The 18,687-nt window shown below is 57.0% G+C and carries 15 protein-coding genes; 13 read left to right on the top strand and 2 right to left on the bottom strand.

Annotated elements, in window-relative coordinates:
* Positions 1-20 precede the first annotated feature (20 nt).
* Positions 21-602 carry a DUF6030 family protein gene (locus RRU01S_RS06705; RefSeq protein WP_045229434.1) on the bottom strand — a complete coding sequence of 194 codons (582 nt, stop codon included), beginning with the start codon at positions 600-602 and terminating at the stop codon, positions 21-23.
* Between the two features lie 253 nt (positions 603-855).
* Here RRU01S_RS06705 and paoA point away from each other — a divergent pair, with 253 nt between their 5' ends.
* From paoA to RRU01S_RS06730, 5 genes are all read left to right on the top strand, one after another.
* On the top strand, positions 856-1,446 hold the full coding sequence (gene paoA / locus RRU01S_RS06710; RefSeq protein ID WP_108722571.1) for an aldehyde dehydrogenase iron-sulfur subunit PaoA: 591 nt from the start codon (positions 856-858) through the stop codon (positions 1,444-1,446).
* The gene (locus RRU01S_RS06715) at positions 1,443-2,393 is read left to right on the top strand and encodes an FAD binding domain-containing protein (protein WP_045229435.1); all 951 of its coding nucleotides are present in this window, start codon (positions 1,443-1,445) and stop codon (positions 2,391-2,393) included. The genes paoA and RRU01S_RS06715 overlap by 4 nt, the downstream gene beginning before the upstream one ends.
* A 3-nt stretch (positions 2,394-2,396) precedes the next feature.
* Positions 2,397-4,595 (top strand): aldehyde oxidoreductase molybdenum-binding subunit PaoC, encoded by a 2,199-nt coding sequence (gene paoC, locus RRU01S_RS06720; protein WP_045229436.1) that lies wholly within the window; start codon positions 2,397-2,399, stop codon positions 4,593-4,595.
* Positions 4,596-5,220: 625 nt separating this feature from the next.
* Positions 5,221-6,987, top strand: a complete 1,767-nt coding sequence (locus RRU01S_RS06725; RefSeq protein ID WP_045229437.1) for a sensor domain-containing phosphodiesterase — start codon at positions 5,221-5,223, stop codon at positions 6,985-6,987.
* A 64-nt stretch (positions 6,988-7,051) separates the two neighbouring features.
* Positions 7,052-8,032 (top strand): GGDEF domain-containing protein, encoded by a 981-nt coding sequence (locus RRU01S_RS06730; protein WP_052815994.1) that lies wholly within the window; start codon positions 7,052-7,054, stop codon positions 8,030-8,032.
* Between the two features lie 27 nt (positions 8,033-8,059).
* Here the strand turns inward: RRU01S_RS06730 and RRU01S_RS06735 are convergent, their stop codons facing one another.
* Positions 8,060-8,506 (bottom strand): RbsD/FucU family protein, encoded by a 447-nt coding sequence (locus RRU01S_RS06735; RefSeq protein WP_178119207.1) that lies wholly within the window; start codon positions 8,504-8,506, stop codon positions 8,060-8,062.
* 350 nt (positions 8,507-8,856) lie between these two features.
* Between RRU01S_RS06735 and RRU01S_RS06740 the strand changes: the two genes are divergently transcribed.
* The 8 genes from RRU01S_RS06740 to RRU01S_RS06775 all read left to right on the top strand — a co-directional run bounded on the left by RRU01S_RS06740 (position 8,857) and on the right by RRU01S_RS06775 (position 18,682).
* A complete protein-coding gene (locus tag RRU01S_RS06740; RefSeq protein WP_045229666.1) occupies positions 8,857-9,918 on the top strand; it encodes an ABC transporter ATP-binding protein in 1,062 nt (353 codons plus the stop codon).
* Between the two features lie 61 nt (positions 9,919-9,979).
* A complete protein-coding gene (locus tag RRU01S_RS06745; protein ID WP_045229438.1) occupies positions 9,980-11,641 on the top strand; it encodes a type 2 periplasmic-binding domain-containing protein in 1,662 nt (553 codons plus the stop codon).
* An 86-nt stretch (positions 11,642-11,727) separates the two neighbouring features.
* Positions 11,728-12,837 carry a carbohydrate ABC transporter permease gene (locus RRU01S_RS06750; RefSeq protein WP_045229439.1) on the top strand — a complete coding sequence of 370 codons (1,110 nt, stop codon included), beginning with the start codon at positions 11,728-11,730 and terminating at the stop codon, positions 12,835-12,837.
* Positions 12,838-12,911: 74 nt separating this feature from the next.
* Entirely contained in the window at positions 12,912-13,772 is an 861-nt protein-coding gene (locus tag RRU01S_RS06755; RefSeq protein ID WP_412674278.1) for a carbohydrate ABC transporter permease, read from the top strand.
* Between the two features lie 48 nt (positions 13,773-13,820).
* Entirely contained in the window at positions 13,821-14,741 is a 921-nt protein-coding gene (rbsK, locus tag RRU01S_RS06760; protein WP_045229441.1) for a ribokinase, read from the top strand.
* 240 nt (positions 14,742-14,981) lie between these two features.
* Positions 14,982-15,953: a sugar phosphate isomerase/epimerase family protein gene (locus tag RRU01S_RS06765; protein WP_045229442.1), complete on the top strand. Its 972-nt coding sequence runs from the start codon at positions 14,982-14,984 to the stop codon at positions 15,951-15,953.
* A 79-nt stretch (positions 15,954-16,032) separates the two neighbouring features.
* Complete coding sequence (locus RRU01S_RS06770) at positions 16,033-17,097, top strand: sugar ABC transporter substrate-binding protein (protein WP_045229443.1); 1,065 nt, start codon at positions 16,033-16,035, stop codon at positions 17,095-17,097.
* 58 nt (positions 17,098-17,155) lie between these two features.
* Positions 17,156-18,682 carry a sugar ABC transporter ATP-binding protein gene (locus RRU01S_RS06775; RefSeq protein ID WP_045229444.1) on the top strand — a complete coding sequence of 509 codons (1,527 nt, stop codon included), beginning with the start codon at positions 17,156-17,158 and terminating at the stop codon, positions 18,680-18,682.
* Positions 18,683-18,687: the final 5 nt, after the last annotated feature.

Raw genomic sequence — 18,687 nt, forward strand, 5'->3', positions numbered from 1 at the left:
CATCATCTCCAGTCTTGCGTTCACTCAGGCGCGGGCGGGGCAGTATCCGGTACCCGACCTTTTTGCGTCCCGAACACGTTAAAGCGCGTCTGGTCCATTCGTTCCTGTCGGTACTTCAAGGTTATTCCACCGAACGCGATTTCGAATTCCCGACCGGCGGCCAGAGTGATGTCCAATTCTCGCATGGGCGTGTCATTGCCAATCAGCGCATAGACCAGATTGGCAGCCCGCGTACCCAGCACCTGACGCGACAGAAGAGAGCCAAAGTTCAGCTTCAATCTGAAACTGCTCCAAACCCCGGCTTCGACACCTCTGATCTGCAGAAACACGGAAGGTGTATGGCCCGTTTCAGGATACTCCTGCAAATAGGTGCATTCCCATTCACCGTTCCCTCTTTCGGTGAAGACGGGTTTATTCGGCGAAGACAGGTCGCCGATCCCCTTACATCTCAGTGCATTGAAGTCGGCGACTGCCTCACGCGGCGCATTCAGCTGGACGAGTTGGACAGAAGGCGATTGTGATAGCAATGGCAAAACCACAGCCGTTCGACCTACGTCGCCGCCGCCAGCAAGAATGAAGGGTATGACTATAGCGGCGAGCATTGTGTTCAAAGGCCATCCTTTTAGCGCCTAGATTGTACGCGCATAAGCGTCATGCACAAGGGCGCAGATGTATCGTAAGTCTCAGAAAGATTTGTAGATTCAATAATTGGTTACCAGCATGCGGTCGTCAGCAACGCCAGTACGATGTGTCTACAGATGATCACAACAAAGGGCGCGTCAAAAGATTAGCAGTGGCTTATTCTTTAGTCGTCAGGATTGAATTTGAGCGGAACTTTCTCGGTTGAATTGACTTATCCCAACGGTCGCGGTGAGCGCGGCCGCGGGTGTCGCCGGAAGCGCGGTGGCGCATATTCCGGGGAGCCGAATGAACCATTCTTCTCAAGTTAACCTCACTGTGAATGGTGAGACCCACGTGCTTGACGTGGATAACCGAACGACATTGCTTGATGCTTTGCGTGAAAACCTCCACCTGAACGGCACGAAAAAAGGCTGTGACCATGGCCAGTGCGGCGCCTGCACGGTGATGGTCGACGGACGACGGATTAATTCCTGTCTTTCGCTGGCCGTTATGCATGAAGGTGATGACGTCACGACGATCGAAGGCCTTGGCCAACCCGGCAATCTCCACCCCATGCAGTCTGCCTTCATCAAGCATGATGGCTTCCAGTGCGGATATTGCACGCCTGGGCAAATCTGTTCCTCCGTGGCGGTGCTTGAGGAGATCAAAGCAAATATCCCCAGCCACGTCACAGGTGATCTCAACACTCAGGTTCAATTGACCGCCGATGAGGTGCGCGAGCGTATGAGCGGCAACATCTGTCGATGCGGAGCCTATGCCAACATCATCGATGCCATTTCGGAAGTGGGAGGTGTCAGAGCATGAAGGCCTTCACCTACGAACGCGCCACGTCGATCGAAGATGCAGCAAAATCTGCTGGCTCCAACCCAGACGCCAAATTCATCGCGGGCGGTACCAATTTGCTGGATCTCATGAAACTCGAGATCGAAGCGCCGACGCATTTGATCGATGTGAATGGACTGGGTCTCGATGAGATCGAAGCGACGCCTGAAGGCGGCTTGCGCATTGGTGCCATGGTGCGCAACACCGAGCTTGCGTCGCACGAGGTCGTCCGTCGAGATTATGGGCTCGTGTCACGCGCGCTCGTTGCTGGCGCGTCGGGTCAACTTCGCAACAAGGCAACGACTGCTGGTAATCTTTTGCAGCGCACCCGCTGTCCTTATTTTTACGATCCCAACCAACCCTGCAACAAGCGCAACCCCGGAAGCGGCTGTTCCGCCGTCGGTGGCTTCAGCCGCCAGCATGCGGTGGTGGGCGTCAGCGACGCCTGCATCGCCACACATCCGAGCGATATGGCAATCGCCATGCGGGCGCTAGACGCGACAGTAGAAACTGTGAAAGCTGACGGTACCAAACGCGCTATCCCTATAGAAGATCTCCACCGTCTGCCTGGTGACACGCCGCATATCGAGACGACACTTGAGCCGGGTGAGTTCATCACGTCCGTGGTTCTTCCCGCGCCTGTCGGCGGAAAGCAGATATACCGCAAGGTCAGAGACAGAGCGTCCTATGCCTTCGCCCTCATTTCTGTGGGCGCCGTGATTCACGAAGATGGAACCGGCCAGGTTGCTGTCGGCGGTGTGGCTCATAAGCCCTGGCGCGTCGAAGCGGCCGAGCGTGAGTTGCCCAACGGTGCACGCGCAACCGCCCGTGCAATCCTTGCAGGTGCGCGTCCCACCGAACAGAACCGCTATAAAATCGATCTCGTCGAACGCACGCTCGGCGCCGTCCTTTCCGAAGCAAGGGGTTGAGCCATGAAGTTCGATACACCAGCAACCACCAATCCCATCGATCGCCTCAAAGTCGTCGGCAAGCCAATCCATCGCGTCGATGGTCAGTTGAAGACCACGGGGCAGGCGACCTATGCCTATGAGTGGCACGATCCCGCCCTGCGTTATGCCTATGGCTATCCCGTTGGATCGGCAATCGCCAAGGGGCGCATCAAGTCCATGGATGTGGACGCCGCCAAAGCCGCACCCGGTGTGCTGGCTGTGGTGACAACGCTTGATGTCGGCAAGCTTGAAAAGGGTGAGTACAACACGGCCAACCTGTTTGGCGGCGATGAAATCCAGCATTATCACCAGGCGATTGCCGTTGTCGTGGCTGAAACGTTCGAGCAGGCACGCGCGGCGGCCTCTCTCGTCAAAGTCGAATACGCTGAGGAAAAGGGCGCGTTCGATCTTCATGCCGAAAAGGATGCAGCGAAAAAGCCGGATGAGAAGCAGAAGCCCGATACCGCGGTCGGCGACTTTGATGCTGCCTTCCGTGCAGCACCTGTGACTCTCGATCAGTCCTATACGACGCCCGACCAGTCCCATGCCATGATGGAGCCGCATGCATCCATCGCGTCATGGGAAGATGGCAAGCTGTCCGTTTGGTCTTCGAGCCAGATGATCGACTGGTGGCGCACGGACCTTGCGACCACGCTGGGTATCGAAAAGGAGGATATTCAACTGCGGTCGCCCTATATCGGCGGTGGCTTTGGCGGCAAGCTGTTCCTGCGTGTAGATGCCGTTCTTGCATCGCTTGGCGCTAAGGAAGCGAAATGCGCGGTAAAGGTCGCCCTCCCGCGTCCCTTCATCATCAACAATGGAACGCACAGACCAGCTACCATTCAGCGCATCCGCATCGGTGCCGACACGGATGGCAAGATCACGGCCATTGGGCATGAAAGCTGGTCGGGCGACCAGCCGGACGGTCAGCTCGAAGTGGCGGTCAATCAGACGCGTCTGCTTTATGCGGGCAAGAACCGCATGACCGCCATGCGGCTCGCCACGCTGAACCTGCCGGAAGGCAACGCCATGCGTGCACCCGGCGAAGCGCCGGGCCTGATGGCTCTCGAAATCGCGATTGACGAGATTGCGGAAAAGGCTGGTCTCGACCCGATCGAATTTCGCATTATCAACGATACGCAGGTTGACCCTGAAAAGCCTGAGCGTCCTTTTTCGCACAGGGACCTCATCGGCTGCCTCAAACTCGGCAAGGAACGCTTCGGCTGGAGCAACCGTCCAGACGTCGCTACGCGACGCGATGGAAAATGGCTGGTTGGTATGGGCGTCGCGGCTGCTTTTCGCGATAACCTCGTGGTACCCTCCGGTGCCCGTGTGAAGCTCGACAGCACGGGCAAGGTGACCGTCGAGACCGACATGACCGACATCGGAACCGGTAGCTACACGATCATCGCTCAGACCGCCGCCGAAATGATGGGCGTGACTGTCGACCAAGTCGATGTAAAGCTTGGCGATTCCAACTTTCCGGTCTCGGCCGGTTCTGGCGGTCAGTTCGGCGCCAACTCTTCGACGTCAGGGGTCTATGCCGCCTGCGTCAAACTGCGGGAAGAGATCGCCAAGAAACTCGGCTTCAATTCGGAAGACGCGGTGTTCGAAGACGGTGCCGTGACCTCTGGCAACCGCACCGTTCCACTTGCACAAGCCGCGGGGTCTGAAGGCCTTCTCGGTGAGGATAAGATGGAGTGGGGCGATCTGACGGAAACGCACCAGCAGTCAACCTTCGGGGCTCATTTCGTGGAGGTCGGCGTTGATATCGCCACGGGCGAAACCCGCATTCGCCGCATGCTGGCTGTCTGCGCAGCCGGGCGTATCCTCAACCCGATCACGGCCCGCAGTCAGGTGATCGGCGCAATGACTATGGGTGCTGGCGGCGCATTGTCGGAAGAACTTGCCGTCGATACGAAACGCGGTTTCTTCGTCAACCACGATCTGGCCGGATATGAAGTTCCAGTTCATGCCGACATTCCAGCCCAGGAGGTCGTTTTCCTCGATGAGACCGACCCCATGTCTTCGCCAATGAAGGCGAAGGGGGTTGGAGAACTGGGTCTGTGCGGCGTGTCTGCGGCAGTTGCAAACGCAATCTACAACGCCACCGGTATCCGCGTCAGAGACTATCCCATCACTCTCGACAAGCTTCTGAGCGGCCTTCCCGAAGTCGCATAAGTCGAGATGTTGCGTGCCAAAGTGAAACCGTGTGATCTCCTTCACACGGTTTCTTTTTGCCGCTCATGTCCTTCCCTTTCTAAAATGTCGAGGCAATCTGTGGCATTACCGGCACCGTAGTCGCGTTGTCACAAAATCGATAAACGATGCGGTTTTGGAGAATGTTTTTTGCGTTTTTCTGGAGGCGCACTTGCGAGGACGAAGGCATCATTAAGTATAGAATTATCGCACGTTTGAATAACATCTAAGATATTGAAATTGAATAGATATAACGGACCTAAAAACTTCATTTTGAGCTAAGCTGAGCGCCGGTGCGGTAGGGGGTTACCCCGCTTGAGTACAAGTTAGCGACAAGGCTCGTCGTTTGGTTACCGTTTTCGTAACTATGATCAAAACTACTGCGGAACGATTTATATCTGGTTCAATTATTGTCACGTAAAACAATGGCAATACGCACTTTTCGTAATAAGCTCAGGCATGATGCCTTAAGACTGTCAGGTCCACATTACCGCGCCCAAAACGGGCGATAGGCCTTTGACACCGCTGCATTAAAGATGAATCGAACACTCTTTCGGGTGCCGCGGACGTGCAGGCCTGCACGATGGCGTTGCCATGGACAACACGAATGCACGACGAAATTGCCAGACTTGCCAGTCTTAAAGACTTACGCCTCCTCGACACACTCCCCAGCGAAAATTTTGACCGGATCACGCGGCTTGCAGCGAACATTTTCGGGCTCCCGATTGCCGCCGTTTCGCTGACCGACACGCATCGCCAGTGGTTCAAGTCCAAAGTCGGTGTCGAACACAACGAAATTCCACGTTACAAAGCGCCTTGCGCAGAGGTCGCTGAAAGCAGGAAACCATTCGTTATCAATGATTTTCAGCAGGACGAATGTTTCATTGACAGCACGCTCGGCAATGCCGGTATCCGTTTTTACGCAGGCGCGCCGCTGCTGACCGCAGAAGGCTTCGGTCTGGGTGCCTTGTGCGTTCTGGGAACGGAACCGCGCGAAGTAACACCCGCCGAAATGGCGACACTGGTCGATCTTGCCGCGATGGTCATGGATCAGGTGGAACTAACCCACGCATTGGGCCGCATTGAGCCTACAAGTGGCCTGCCGAACCGGTTCCAGTTGCTGAGCGATCTCTCGGATATGAAGCTGCGCGGTGATCGTAGCGAGCGTGTCATCTGTCTGTTGGACTTGGCGCAAACCGAGCAGTTCGAACACCTTTCACGCGTTCTCGGCCCATCCTATTTCGATACGTCGATTCAGGCTGCTGCGAATATATTGAGAGAGCATGTCGGGCCGGATGACGTGCCCTATCACGTTGGGCCGACGCAGTTTGCTTTCTTTGCCGAACAAGGCGTGCATGTTGCTGATTATGAAATCCTTCTGGAACAGAAGCTGCACGAACTAGAAGCAGACAATGCTTTTCAGATGTCGATGACGCCATCGATTGGCATTGTTTCATTTCAGCCGCAGGACGTTCAGCCCGAAGACGTGCTTCGCTTCATGCAGAGCGCGGCGCAGGATGCGCGCGATAGCGCGACCAAGATCGGTTTGTTTTCGCCAGCTATGGATTTGCGTCACCGTCGCAACTACAGAATTTTGCAGGATTTCCGTGCGGCTCTGGCTGCCGACGATCAGTTGTCTCTCGTTTTCCAGCCGCGTATGGATGTGGAAACCGGCGAAGTCTTGAGCGCAGAGGCATTGTTGCGGTGGGATCATCCGATCCTCGGCCCCATCTCCCCGGCAGAGTTCATTCCTGTCGTCGAAGTGTCGTCCTGTGCACGTAGCCTGACCGATTGGGTGCTGGACGAAGCTCTGTCGCATCTGTCGCAATGGCGGGCCCGTGGTCTGCGTTTCAAGCTCTCCATCAATCTCTCGGCGCTCAATCTCGAAGAGTCCGATTTCTTCGAAAGACTGATGGACAAGCTTGCGACATGCAAAGTCGATCCGGACCAAATCGAGCTGGAACTGACGGAAACCGTCATGATGAAAGAGACCGAAGGCGCTTTCGGCCTGCTCGATCAGTTGAAGTCGGCGGGCGTTCAGCTGGCGATCGACGATTTCGGGACCGGATATAGCAGCATTGCCTATCTCCAGAAGCTGCCGGCCGATATCGTCAAGATCGACAGGTCTTTCGTATCGGACATGGTCAACGGAAATCGTGAGCGGGTTCTCGTTCGCTCGATGATGGAGTTGTCTCATAGCCTGGGGTATCGGGTTGTGGCCGAGGGCGTAGAGACCCAGGAGGAAGCCGATCTTCTCCAGGCAATGGGTTGTGACGAAATCCAGGGTTACTGGCTTTCCCGGCCTGTCAGAAGTGCGGCACTGATCGATTGGTTGCTGGAACGGCACCGTCCGGCGTCTCTGCTGGCTGGTTGATAGCCTCTCAAATATTCGTCGCGAGAGAAAACTCTCCTTTGAACATCCTTACAAGGTCAGTGACATGAAAGATATTTTCGCGCGTATGGCGAGTGGCACTACCAGAGTGGATGATGATCTTCTGTTCATTCTGGATACGCTGCCTATACCGATTTCCTGGGCATCGCTTCCTGATGGCCAGATACGGTTCGTGAACAAGGCTTTTACGAGAACCTTCGGCTACCAAAACGGATATTTCGCCACCATCGATCAATGGATAGACGAAACCTATCCGGAAGAGGCGGAGCGCAACCAAGCGCGCGTCCGTTGGGAAACACTTTGGAAAAAGGGCACGCACGGAACGACCGAGATAAAGGAGTTTGAAACCAGAGTCCGGCACGCCAACGGAACGATGGTGGAGACCCTTCATCGGGGCATCGTGCTTCACGAATTCAATCTCGCCATTGCCATATTCGAAGATATTTCTGCGCAGAAGCTGTCAGAAAATGTACTGAAACGCATTGCCTATGAAGACCCTTTGACCGGTCTTGGCAACAGACGTGCGCTGAAGGACAAGTGGGGGGAGCTCATGTCTGGCAAGGGTTCGTGTCGACAGCAGCCTATGATGGCGCTTTTGATGGTCGACCTCGATAATTTTAAGCCGATCAACGACTATTATGGTCATGAGGCTGGCGACGATATTCTCAAGATGGTGGCGGCGCGCCTTCGCCAATCCGTGCGTCACAACGATATGATCGTGCGCATGGGCGGGGATGAATTCGTCATCCTGCTTCCCGGCTTAAGAGATCAAGGCGTGGCAGAGAGAATATGCCAAAGGATTGCTGGCGCGTTTCGCAAGCCGTTTTGCGTGCGCGAAGCAAGCGTCGAGGTCGGGGCGACCATCGGTGCCAGCCTCTACCCGCATCACGCCGGTAATCTGGAAGAGCTCTTGCATGCAGCCGACCAGGCTCTCTACCGCATGAAGCGCAGCAAGAAAAACAGCTGGGACTGGTTCGACCCGTCTGTTCTGCAACCCGTTGCCCAGAGACATGTCGAAATCGCCTGATCGGCGGTCGGGACGGTGATACTGCCGCTAGCAAACGCCTTTGCCGAAGATGAAGCAGCCATAAGGTCCTGGATCGGATGTACGAACGATGGCAAATGAACGTTTTGCTGCTTCATAAAAGGCAAAACGTTCCAGCGACTCGATCAAAACAGGGCGTCCCTCTGCGGTATTGACGACGGTCTGCATCGCTGAAAAGATAGGTACCTGACCATCCGGGTCACCCACGACTTGCATGCGCTTGACCGGCGCCTCAACGAACGTATCAAGCGGAAAGAGCTTCAAGATTGCTTCGGCAGCGCGCTCGAGGCCGCAGCCTGACACGTCGATGAGGCGACCATAGCTGGTGTGTTTCGCAATGGTCTGGGCCGGATGGTTGATGTCGCACAGGACCAATTGGTCACCATGCCCCATCAGCATAAGCGCATGGAGAAGTTCCGCATTGATAACCGGATCGATCCCTTTGAGCACTGCCATCTCCTCCTCTGAATGCAGATATCTGCTTCACAGAATATATGATTTTTGTAATGTCGGCAATCGACACGAGTAAGTTCTTCTCACTGAGAGCAAATATTCCGTCCAAATTCAGCCGAAATACTGAGTAAACGAGTGGTCGCAGCGTCAAATTTCTGCGCGTTGAGAAATATTCTTCAACTTCTTAATAACGCAATTTACAATACCGAAAATCTGTGTGAAGTTCTCGAAACGGATGACGTCCTCCCAAGGATAAGACGTTCGGCGGGTGCAGCGATTGGCTGCGCCCGCCGACGGAAAAGGGAGGCGCAATGTCGCGAGGAGTGCGCGACGCCGTGGGAGGAGAAACGCTTTTGGCATCGATGAATATCGTCAATGTCGGAAAGGCCTATGGCAGCCTGACGGTGATCCATGGCGTTTCCGTTGAAATACCCGACGGCGAATTCGTCGTTCTGGTGGGTCCGTCCGGCTGCGGAAAATCGACGCTGCTGCGCATGGTCGCGGGGCTGGAGCCGATCACCTTCGGCGATATCCAGATCGACGGGAAGGTGGTCAACGACCTGCCACCGAAAGACCGCGATATCGCGATGGTATTCCAGAGCTACGCGCTTTACCCGCACAAGACAGTCGCCGAGAATATGGGCTTTGCGCTGAAAATGCGCGGTGAGACCAAGGTCGATATCGACGCCCGAGTGCGTAAAGCAGCTGAAATCCTTGACCTTGTGCCGTATCTCGCTCGCTATCCCCGCCAGCTTTCCGGCGGTCAGCGTCAGCGTGTGGCGATGGGCCGTGCCATTGTTCGCGATCCCAAAGTCTTCCTGTTTGACGAACCACTTTCCAACCTCGATGCCAAGCTGCGCGTGCAGATGCGCGCCGAGATCAAGGAATTGCAGCGGCGGCTGGCGACAACCATGATCTATGTGACGCATGATCAGGTAGAGGCCATGACCATGGCTGACCGCATCGTCGTGCTGCGCGATGGTCGTGTCGAGCAGATCGGTTCGCCGCTGACGCTTTACGACAAACCCGCCAACACCTTTGTTGCCGGATTCATCGGCTCCCCATCCATGAACCTCATCAAGGGCCATATTCGCAGCGCCGCAGACCCATATTTCGAGACGGATGACGGCATTCGCCTGCCGCTGTCGCGCGCGCCTGCCGGGTCTGATGGAAAGTCTGCCTTTTACGGAATAAGGCCCGAGCATTTCACACTTGGCGGCACGGTCAACGCGCAGGTCACGGTGGTGGAATCGACCGGCTCGGAAACGCAGGTCTTTGCCAAAATCGGCCAGCAGAAGATCATCGGTGTGTTTCGCGACCGGGTGGAAGAACCCGCGGGCGGCACGATTGCCATGACGCCGAATGTTGCGCTGGTCCATCTGTTCGATGGTGAAAGCGGACTGAGGCTGGACTGAATTTCTGGTTGTCGCTGCGAGGAGAAAAGCGACGACACCATATCAACGGGAGGAGAACCGCATGAAAGTCAGTGATTTCGAGAGAATGATGGCGATCGGCCTGAGCCGCCGCGCTATCTTGAAGACCAGCGCAAGCTTGGGTGCCGTTGCAGCGGCGGGCAGTATGCTTGGGCCATTCGGGGCAGCTTATGCGCAGGACGCGTCCTTGCGCACCCAGATTTTGCAGGTGCCGGGCGTCGGCAAGGGCTCGCCAACCGATGCCGACTGGCAGAAGGTGGGTGAGATGTGCCTGGAGGCCACCAAGAAGAGCGTCAAACAGGGCGAGTTTGCCGGGGTCGAGCTGTCCTTCATGGGCCTCAACAACCAGAACCTCCACAACGTTCTGTTCCGTGGTTTCTTGAAGCCTTGGGAAGATTACACCGGTGCCAAGATCACCTGGATCGATTTGGCGCAGGCCGATTACAATCCGCGCCTCCAGCAAGCCATTGCCACCGGCACTGTGGATTTCGACCTGCTCGAAATGGGCGCTCCCTTCGAAGGCGATGTCTGCGGCAAGGGATTGGCGTCGGAAATGCCGGATTGGGTCAAGGCCCAGATCGACATGGATGACTACGTCGATTACCTGAAAGCCCCCGTAGGCACCTGGGATGGCAAGACCTACCGTGTCTCCGTCGATGGCGATTGCCACAACTTCAACTACCGTACCGATTACTTTGCCGATGCCGACTTGGCTAAAGCCTGGAAGGACGAAGGCCATCAAGGCGATTGGGCGGTGCCAAGAACTTGGCAGAAGGTGCAGGAAGTCACCAAATTCCTCAAAGGCAAGAAAATTGCTGGCACCGATGCCATCGGCTATCTCGATTCGCCGAAGGCATGGGGTGGTTTCGGCTTCTACTTCCTCGGCAGCCGCGCAACGGCCTATGCCAAGCACCCCGATGACAAGGCCTGGCTGTTTGACACCGACACGATGAAGCCGCGCATCAACAATCCTGCCTGGGTTCGCGCCATTCAGGACGTGATCGACGCTCTGCCATCGGAAGCTGGCGACCAGCTCAATGCCGACCCCGGTACGGCAGCTTTCCAGCAGTTTCTGGCTGGCACCGGATCGATGGTCTCGTGGTGGGGTGACGTCGGTGCCGCTGCGCGAACCAGCGATACCTCTGTTATCGGTGATACCATCGGTTTCGATATCCTGCCGGGCTCCGACGATGTGTACAATGCCAAGACCGGCAAATGGGACAAGCTTGCCAGCGGCCCCAACTATGCGCCGAACATGGCCTATCTCGGCTGGGGCGTATATGTCATGGCGCGCGTCGATAGTGACGAGAAGAAGAAAAAGGCGGCCTGGAGTGCGGCAGCCCATCTCGGCGGAAAGGACGTTGCGCTGTGGACGGCGGCCTATCCATCCGGCTTCCAGTGCTATCGCAAGAGCCAGTTCGACATCAAGGAATGGGTCACGGCTGGCTATGACGAGGCGTTCATCTCGAACTATCTCGCCTCCCAGTCCAACTCCTACAACCATCCCAATGCCGCCATCGAGCCACGTATACCGGGCATCTTCCAGTATTATAGCGTGGCCGAAGACGAGCTCGCCAAGGTGTTTGCCGGACAAGCCTCGGCCCAGGAAGGGGCAGACGCTATCGCCGCTGCCTGGGAAAAGGTCACCGACCAGCTGGGCCGCGAAAAGCAGATCGCGCTCTACAAGGCGTCTCTCGGCGTTTGATGCCTGAAACCATTGTCTCAGGCGGCACAACGTTGTGTCGCCTGAGCGACCGTTTGAAGACGGCTTTCCAGCCCTGAGGTTTGCCCATGTCGCATACGATTACGCCAGCTTTGCAGCCCGTCGAACAGGCTCCTGTTCAGGAACGCGCCGCCAAACGCGGCAAGCTTTTGCTGTTGGCCGCGACAGTCCTCATGTTCGTCGTGCTCGCTCTTCAGATATCCGATGCGGCGGGATTAACCGCATTTGGTTTCGTCAGCTGGCGACCGTTGCTGTTTGCCTACATCATCTGGGCAACTGCGCTTTGCGCGGCGCAAATCTTGATCCGCGGCGAGGCGGGACAGCGTGCGGCCTTCGTGCTTCCAGCTGTCCTCTTCACCGTCGCCATGGTGGTGTTTCCCACCGTCTTTGGCCTATATATCGCCTTTACCGACTGGAACCTCAGTGCCGCTGCCGGGCGTCGTTTCAACGGGCTGGATAATCTGCGGACCCTGTTTGCTGATCGATATTTTTGGAACGCGCTGCTGAACATGGTCTATTACGTTCTGTCGGTACTGGTGCAATATGCCATTGCCTTTGGATTGGCGCTGCTGCTCAACGCGGAGATCAAGGCGCGCAAATTCTTCCGTGTCGCCTTCCTGTTACCGCTGATGCTGAGCCCGGTTGCAGTCAGCTGGATGATCGGCAAGTCTCTGATGGAATATCGCTTCGGCCCCGCCGCCACGCTTGCGCGCCATCTTGGCTGGGACAATCCGGCATTTTTCTCCACGCCATGGCTGGCGCGGTCATCGATCATGGCCATGGATGCCTGGGTCTCCATCCCCTTCATGATGATCTTGCTGCTGGCGGGCCTTCAGGCCTTGCCGTCCGAGATCAAGGAAGCGGCGAAGGTGGATGGTGCTTCAGGCTGGCAGAGTTTCAAGGAAATCACCTTTCCGCTGATGCTTCCCGTCAGCATCACCGTCATCATCTTGCGCATCATTTTCCAGCTGAAGCTGGCCGATATCGTTATCAACGTCACGGCAGGCGGGCCGGGCGGGGCGACCGATACCATTTCCAGCTTCATCTTCCGTGAATACCGGGATCGCTCGAATGTCGGTTACGGCACCATGCTTGCGGAATTCTATCTCGTCATCATCATCATTTTCGTCGCGCTCATCCTCAAAGGGGCGAGCCGGTGGATGCAACGCGACAATTGAGGGTGAAGCCCATGGCAACACAGGTTGAGACATCCACGACACGGCCAAGCCTCTGGTCCCGCCGCCCGCAGTTTATGACCAGCAGCCTGCTAATTTATGCCGCCTTGGTGTTCTGGGCTTTCGTGTCGCTGTTTCCGATTTACTGGACGATCACAACGTCGTTCAAGACTGCGGTGAATGTGACGCAGGGCCATCTCATTCCCTTCGTCGACTTCACGCCCGACTGGAAAGGCTGGCGCTCACTGGGCCTTTCTCCCGATACGATCTTTGCGCAATCCACCGTGCGTGACGAATTCATCCGCCGGTTTATCAACAGCATCGTGGCCTCGGCTGGCGCGTCTTTCCTCGCCGTCGTTATCGGCTCGCTCGCCGCCTATGGTCTCAGCCGCTTTTCCTACAAATTCCTCTGGATGAAGAACAAGGACATTTCCTTCTTCTTCCTGTCGCAGCTCATCCTGCCGCCGGTGGTGCTCGCCATGCCGTTTCTGGTTCTCTACAAGCACTTGATGCTGCTGGACACGCTGGTCGGCCTTATCCTTGTCTACACGCTGATGGTTCTGCCCATCGTCATCTGGATCATGCGCGACCAGTTCGACACGATCCCTGTGGAGCTGGAGCAGGCGGCACTGGTGGATGGTTGCTCCATCTGGGGTGCGTTCATGCGCATCGTGCTGCCCATCGCCCTGCCGGGTATGGTCGCTGCATTTATCCTGTCGGTCATTCTCTGCTGGAACGAATATTTCTTCGCTGCCCTGCTGACGAGTTCGAATGCCAAGACCCTGCCGGTCATGGTGGCCAGCCAGACGGGGTCGCAGGGCATCAACTGGTGGTCCATGGCGGCGATTGCCACTGCGGCCATCATGCCGCTCATCCTCGTCGGCATCTTCCTGGAGCGCTACATCGTGAAGGGCCTGACGGCCGGGGCGGTCAAATAAGCGAGGCTGAACGCCGCGACACTCAATAGGGAAGGCTTGGAGTTTATCATGGGGTCTGGAGTTTCAATTCTCGGCATTTTCGTTGCCGATACTGCCTATCTCGCTCCGCGCATGCCTGTCATCGGTGAAACCATTACCGGCAGCGGCTTTTCCGTCGGTCCCGGCGGCAAGGGCTCCAATCAGGCCGTCGCAGCGGCGCGGGCGGGTGCCGACGTCACGTTCATTTCCAAGATCGGTCGCGATACCTTTGGTGATCTGGCGCTGAAAACCTACGAACAGGCGGGCGTCACAACGAGGCTGACCATTCTCGATGATCATCCCACCGGTGCTGCCTTTATCTATGTCAACGATACGACCGGCGATAACGCCATCATCGTGTATGCCGGAGCAGCCGGTACGATTGATGTCAGTGATGTCGAAGCGGCACGGGACACCATCACGCAGTCGGCAGTGTTCGTCACGCAACTGGAACAGCCCGCACGCGCTGCTCATCGCGCGCTAGAAATAGCTCGCGATGCCGGTGTCACGACCATTTTCAACCCAGCGCCTGCCGAAGCTTTTCCCACGGAAATCTATAGTCTCTGCGACTTCATCGTTCCCAATGAAACCGAAGCCGCAGCACTGGTGGGCTTCCCGCTCGACACGTTGGATGATGCCAAGCGCGCGGGGGATGTGTTGCTGTCTCGCGGTGCCGGCATGGCGCTCATCACGCTTGGTGCTCGCGGCGTGTTGTTTCATGCAGCCGACCAATCCGTCCATGTGCCAGCTATGTCTCACGGCCCTGCCATCGATACCACCGGTGCCGGAGACGCCTTCGTGGGCGGTTTCGCAGCAGCCCTTTCACGAGGGGTAGCCCCGCTTGAGGCTGTTCGATTCGGATGCGCGACTGCTGGTATTGCCGTGACACGGCGCGGCACTGCGCCTGCCATGCCGACGCTTGCGGAAATCGAGGCATTACTGGCGCGCTGAGGTCATCAACTCACAGGCAGATTTGAGGGTGCAGGTCTCTGCCCCGTCACGCCTGCCCATGAATGCTTGCAGCAGCCACCGCCGCGCGTTTTTTGGCGTTCTCAGACTACCGAATAAGGTCAGAAAACGGCGTCGCGAGAACGATTTGATGCAATGCACAACATATATAGCTTTACAAAATAAAATTAATTTGTGAAGTTGCCGTAACAACGATTGAAGTGAGCCATTGCCGTGACCCAATTGAAATTTGCCACCCGTTTGAACTCGTTCGCCTCGAAACAATCAGCGGAATGGCCGGAGATTTCCGGCAAGCCTTCGATGCTGCAAATGGCAACGCGGGCCGCGAAAGTTGAAGGCCTGACGGATCTCGATCTCAATTATCCTGACCACGTCAACGACGATCCCGCTGTTCTGGCTCGTCAAATTGGCGATCTCGGTCTGGCGATCAATGGCTTTGCCATGCGCTATTACACCAATCCGGCCTTCAAGATCGGTGCCTTCACCAACCCGGATGCAGCTGTCAGGCGTGAAGCGATTGACCTTACGAAGAAGGGTATTGATGCCGCACGTGCCGCTGGCAGCAACCTGATGACGCTCTGGTTGGGTCAGGATGGCTTCGACTATGCCTTCCAGGCCGATTACCACACCCTGTGGCAACACGAGATCGATGGAATTCGTGAAGTTTGTACGCATGACCCGGATTGCCTCGTCAGTATCGAATACAAGCCGAACGAGCCCCGCTCTTACAGCCTGATGCCCGACTGCGCGACGACGCTTTTGGCGATCAAAGATGTTGATATGCCGAACCTCGGCGTCACGCTGGACTTTGCGCACGTCCTCTACGCCGATGAGCAGCCTGCTTTCGCGGCCGCCCTGATTGCCCGCTACAGCCGCGTTCTCGGTGTCCACCTCAATGACGGTTACGCCAAGCGTGATGACGGTCTGATGGTTGGCGCCGTCCACACTCAGCAGACGATCGAGCTTCTGCGCCAGATCCGTAAGGACGGTTATGACGGCGCGATCTATTTCGACACCTTCCCTGACATGACGGGTCTCGACCCGGTTCACGAATGCGAAGTCAACATTCAGACCGTCAAGCGCATGCTGAAAATCGTCGATCGGATCGAGCAGGACAATCGCTTGTCCGGTGCCGTCGAACGTCAGGACGCCGTGTCCGCACAGGCGGTCATTCAGGAGCTGATGCTCGGCTGATTTGCCCAAACAATCTCAAACCCTCGTAACCAAGGGCACGCAGCAAGCGTGCCGACATATTCCATCCGGGAGGAAGCCGATGAAGACCTTTTTGAAGACGACCCTTGCTGCCGGGCTTGCCGCCAGCTTCCTGTTCAGCGCAGCTTTCGCGCAGGAACTCGCGCCGCTCAATTCCGACACCGAAAAGGACCGCATGGACTGGTCGCAGCTTGAAGCCAAGCTTGGCCCGTTCCCGAAACTGCCTGAAGGCACAAAGGCCGGTGCTGTTTCCAAGACGCTGACCAATGAATATTGGCGCTCCCTGGGTCTCGGATATGAAGCGCTCGGCAAAAAGGTCAACGTTCCCGTTGCTTACCAGGCCGCCCAGAGCGAGGGTGACCAGTTGGGCCAGCTGACCATTGCCGAAGGCATGATCACGCAGGGCTATAATGTCCTGCTCGTGTCTCCGCAGACGGATGCCAACTTGCAGCCGGTGATCGAGCAGGCAAAGGCCGCCAGTATTCCTGTCGTCAACGTCAATGATGCGGTCATCCCGCAGGCCGAGCATTATGTCGGTAACGTTCAGCGCGACAACGGCGTGCGTGTTGCCAAGTGGTTCATCCAGAACCGCCCTGAAGGCGGCAAGGTGGCCATCGTTGAAGGACAGGCCGGTGTGTACGCCGCTGTCCAGCGCACCGATGGCTTCAAGTCGACCATCAGCGAAGGTGGCAAGTTTCAGGTCGTCGCCAGCGTTCCCGGCAACTGGGATCGCCAGACGTCTTATGATGCCGCGACCAACATTCTCAACCAGCACCCTGACCTGATTGGTTTCTACGCCAACAATGACGGCATGGCGCTCGGTATTGTCGAAGCGGTCAAGGCTGCCGGTCTTGCAGGCAAGGTCGCAGTCTTCGGCACGGATGGCATTTCCGATGCCTATGCGTCGATCAAGGCTGGCGAACTCACCGGCACCGTGGACAGCTTCCCGGTTCTGACGGGCGAGGTCGCGCTGGAAACCGCGCTGCGTCTCGTTGCGGGTCAGAAGTTGCCGCGCGTTGTTGCGACGCCACAGGCGCTGATCACCGCTGACAATCTCAGCCGCTATCAGGGCGAGGGCGTCGATGTGCGCGCCGTGCTGATGGAAGATGCCAAGACGGCCAAGTAACAAGCGCTCAGGGGAGGCGGGTTTCGCCCGCATCCTCATCAGCCTGAGAGGTGAAACGATGACGCCGCGACTGAGATTCGAGACGATTTCCAAGAGTTTTCCCGGCGTCAATGCGCTGACGGATGTCTCCTTTGACGTGGCTCCCGGTGAAATCCACGGACTTCTCGGCGAAAACGGTGCTGGTAAGTCCACCCTTTTGCGCATTCTATCAGGCGTGTTTCGCCCGACATCCGGCACCGTCTTCGTGGATGGTGAGGGCGTCGCCTTCAAGAAGCCGATGGATGCGCGTGCCGCCGGTATCGCGATGATCCATCAGGAGCTTCAGCAGGTGCCGCACTTAAGCGTCGCCCAGAATATGTTTCTCGGACATTCTCTGACGCATATGGGCGGCATGTTCGTCTCTCGCCGCGAACAGGAAGCCCGCGCCGCCGAAGCACTTGCTATGATCGACAAGAGCATCGACCCATCGGCACCGATTTCGTCGCTCAAGGTCGCGCAGCGCCAGATCGTCGAGATCGGCCGCGCGCTTCTCGACAAGGCGAAGGTCATCGCCATGGACGAGCCGACATCGAGCCTGACACCCAGCGAGTTCGATCGTCTGGCTGAAGTCATTGCCAGCCTGTCACAAAGTGGCGTGTCCATTATCTACGTGTCGCACAAGATGGATGAGGTGTTCCGCATCTGCCAACGCTCCAGCATCATGCGCGACGGCAAGCTGGTGGACATCGTGGACCTTGCCAAGGTCTCGGAAACCGACGTGATCGCCAAGATGGTCGGTCGCGAATTGATGCAGGAAGAGCATAATTCCTTCGTTACCAATACCGTGAAACTCGAAGCCAGAAACCTGTCTTCGGCCACCAGAATTCGCGATGTGTCCTTTACCCTGCACAGGGGCGAAGTGCTCGGCATTGCAGGGCTCGTCGGCTCAGGCCGCACGGAACTCTTGCGCCTGCTGGCGGGTGTCGATCGCTTAAGCGCTGGATCTATCAGCATCGACGGCAAGGCGCAGAGCTTCTCCAATCCCCGTGATGCGATTGCCGCCGGCATCGGTCTCGTCCCGGAAGAGCGCAAGCGTGAGGGCATCATCCCCCTGCGCCCCGTCGCCACCAACATGGCTTTGGCGTCGCTTGGCAGCTTTTCATCCGGCGGCATGATCAACAATTCCAAGCTACGCGCCACCGCGCAGGATTTGTTGAAGCGCGTCAATCTGCGGCCCTTCCAGCTGGATCGCCCGATCCGCCTGTTCAGCGGCGGCAACCAGCAGAAGGCGATTATCGCGCGCTGGCTGGCAGCGAAATCGCAAATTCTGCTGTTCGATGAGCCAACACGCGGCATCGATGTCGGGGCCAAGTCGGAAATCTATCACCTGATCGAAGACCTCGCCCGTGAGGGCCATTCCATCATCGTCGTATCCTCCGAACTGCCGGAGGTTATCCGCCTGTCGGATCGCGTGCTGGTCATGCGCGAAGGGCGAATTGCCGCGACCATAGACCGTGATCAACTGAGCGAAAGCGCGATTGTCGCGCATGCCATTCCAGGGGCGAATGCCGATGCGGATGACGCGCGCATTGCGCGACCCGTGTGAACTTA

It is taken from the genome of Agrobacterium rubi TR3 = NBRC 13261, assembly GCF_000739935.1.
Classification (GTDB): Bacteria; Pseudomonadota; Alphaproteobacteria; order Rhizobiales; family Rhizobiaceae; genus Agrobacterium; species Agrobacterium rubi.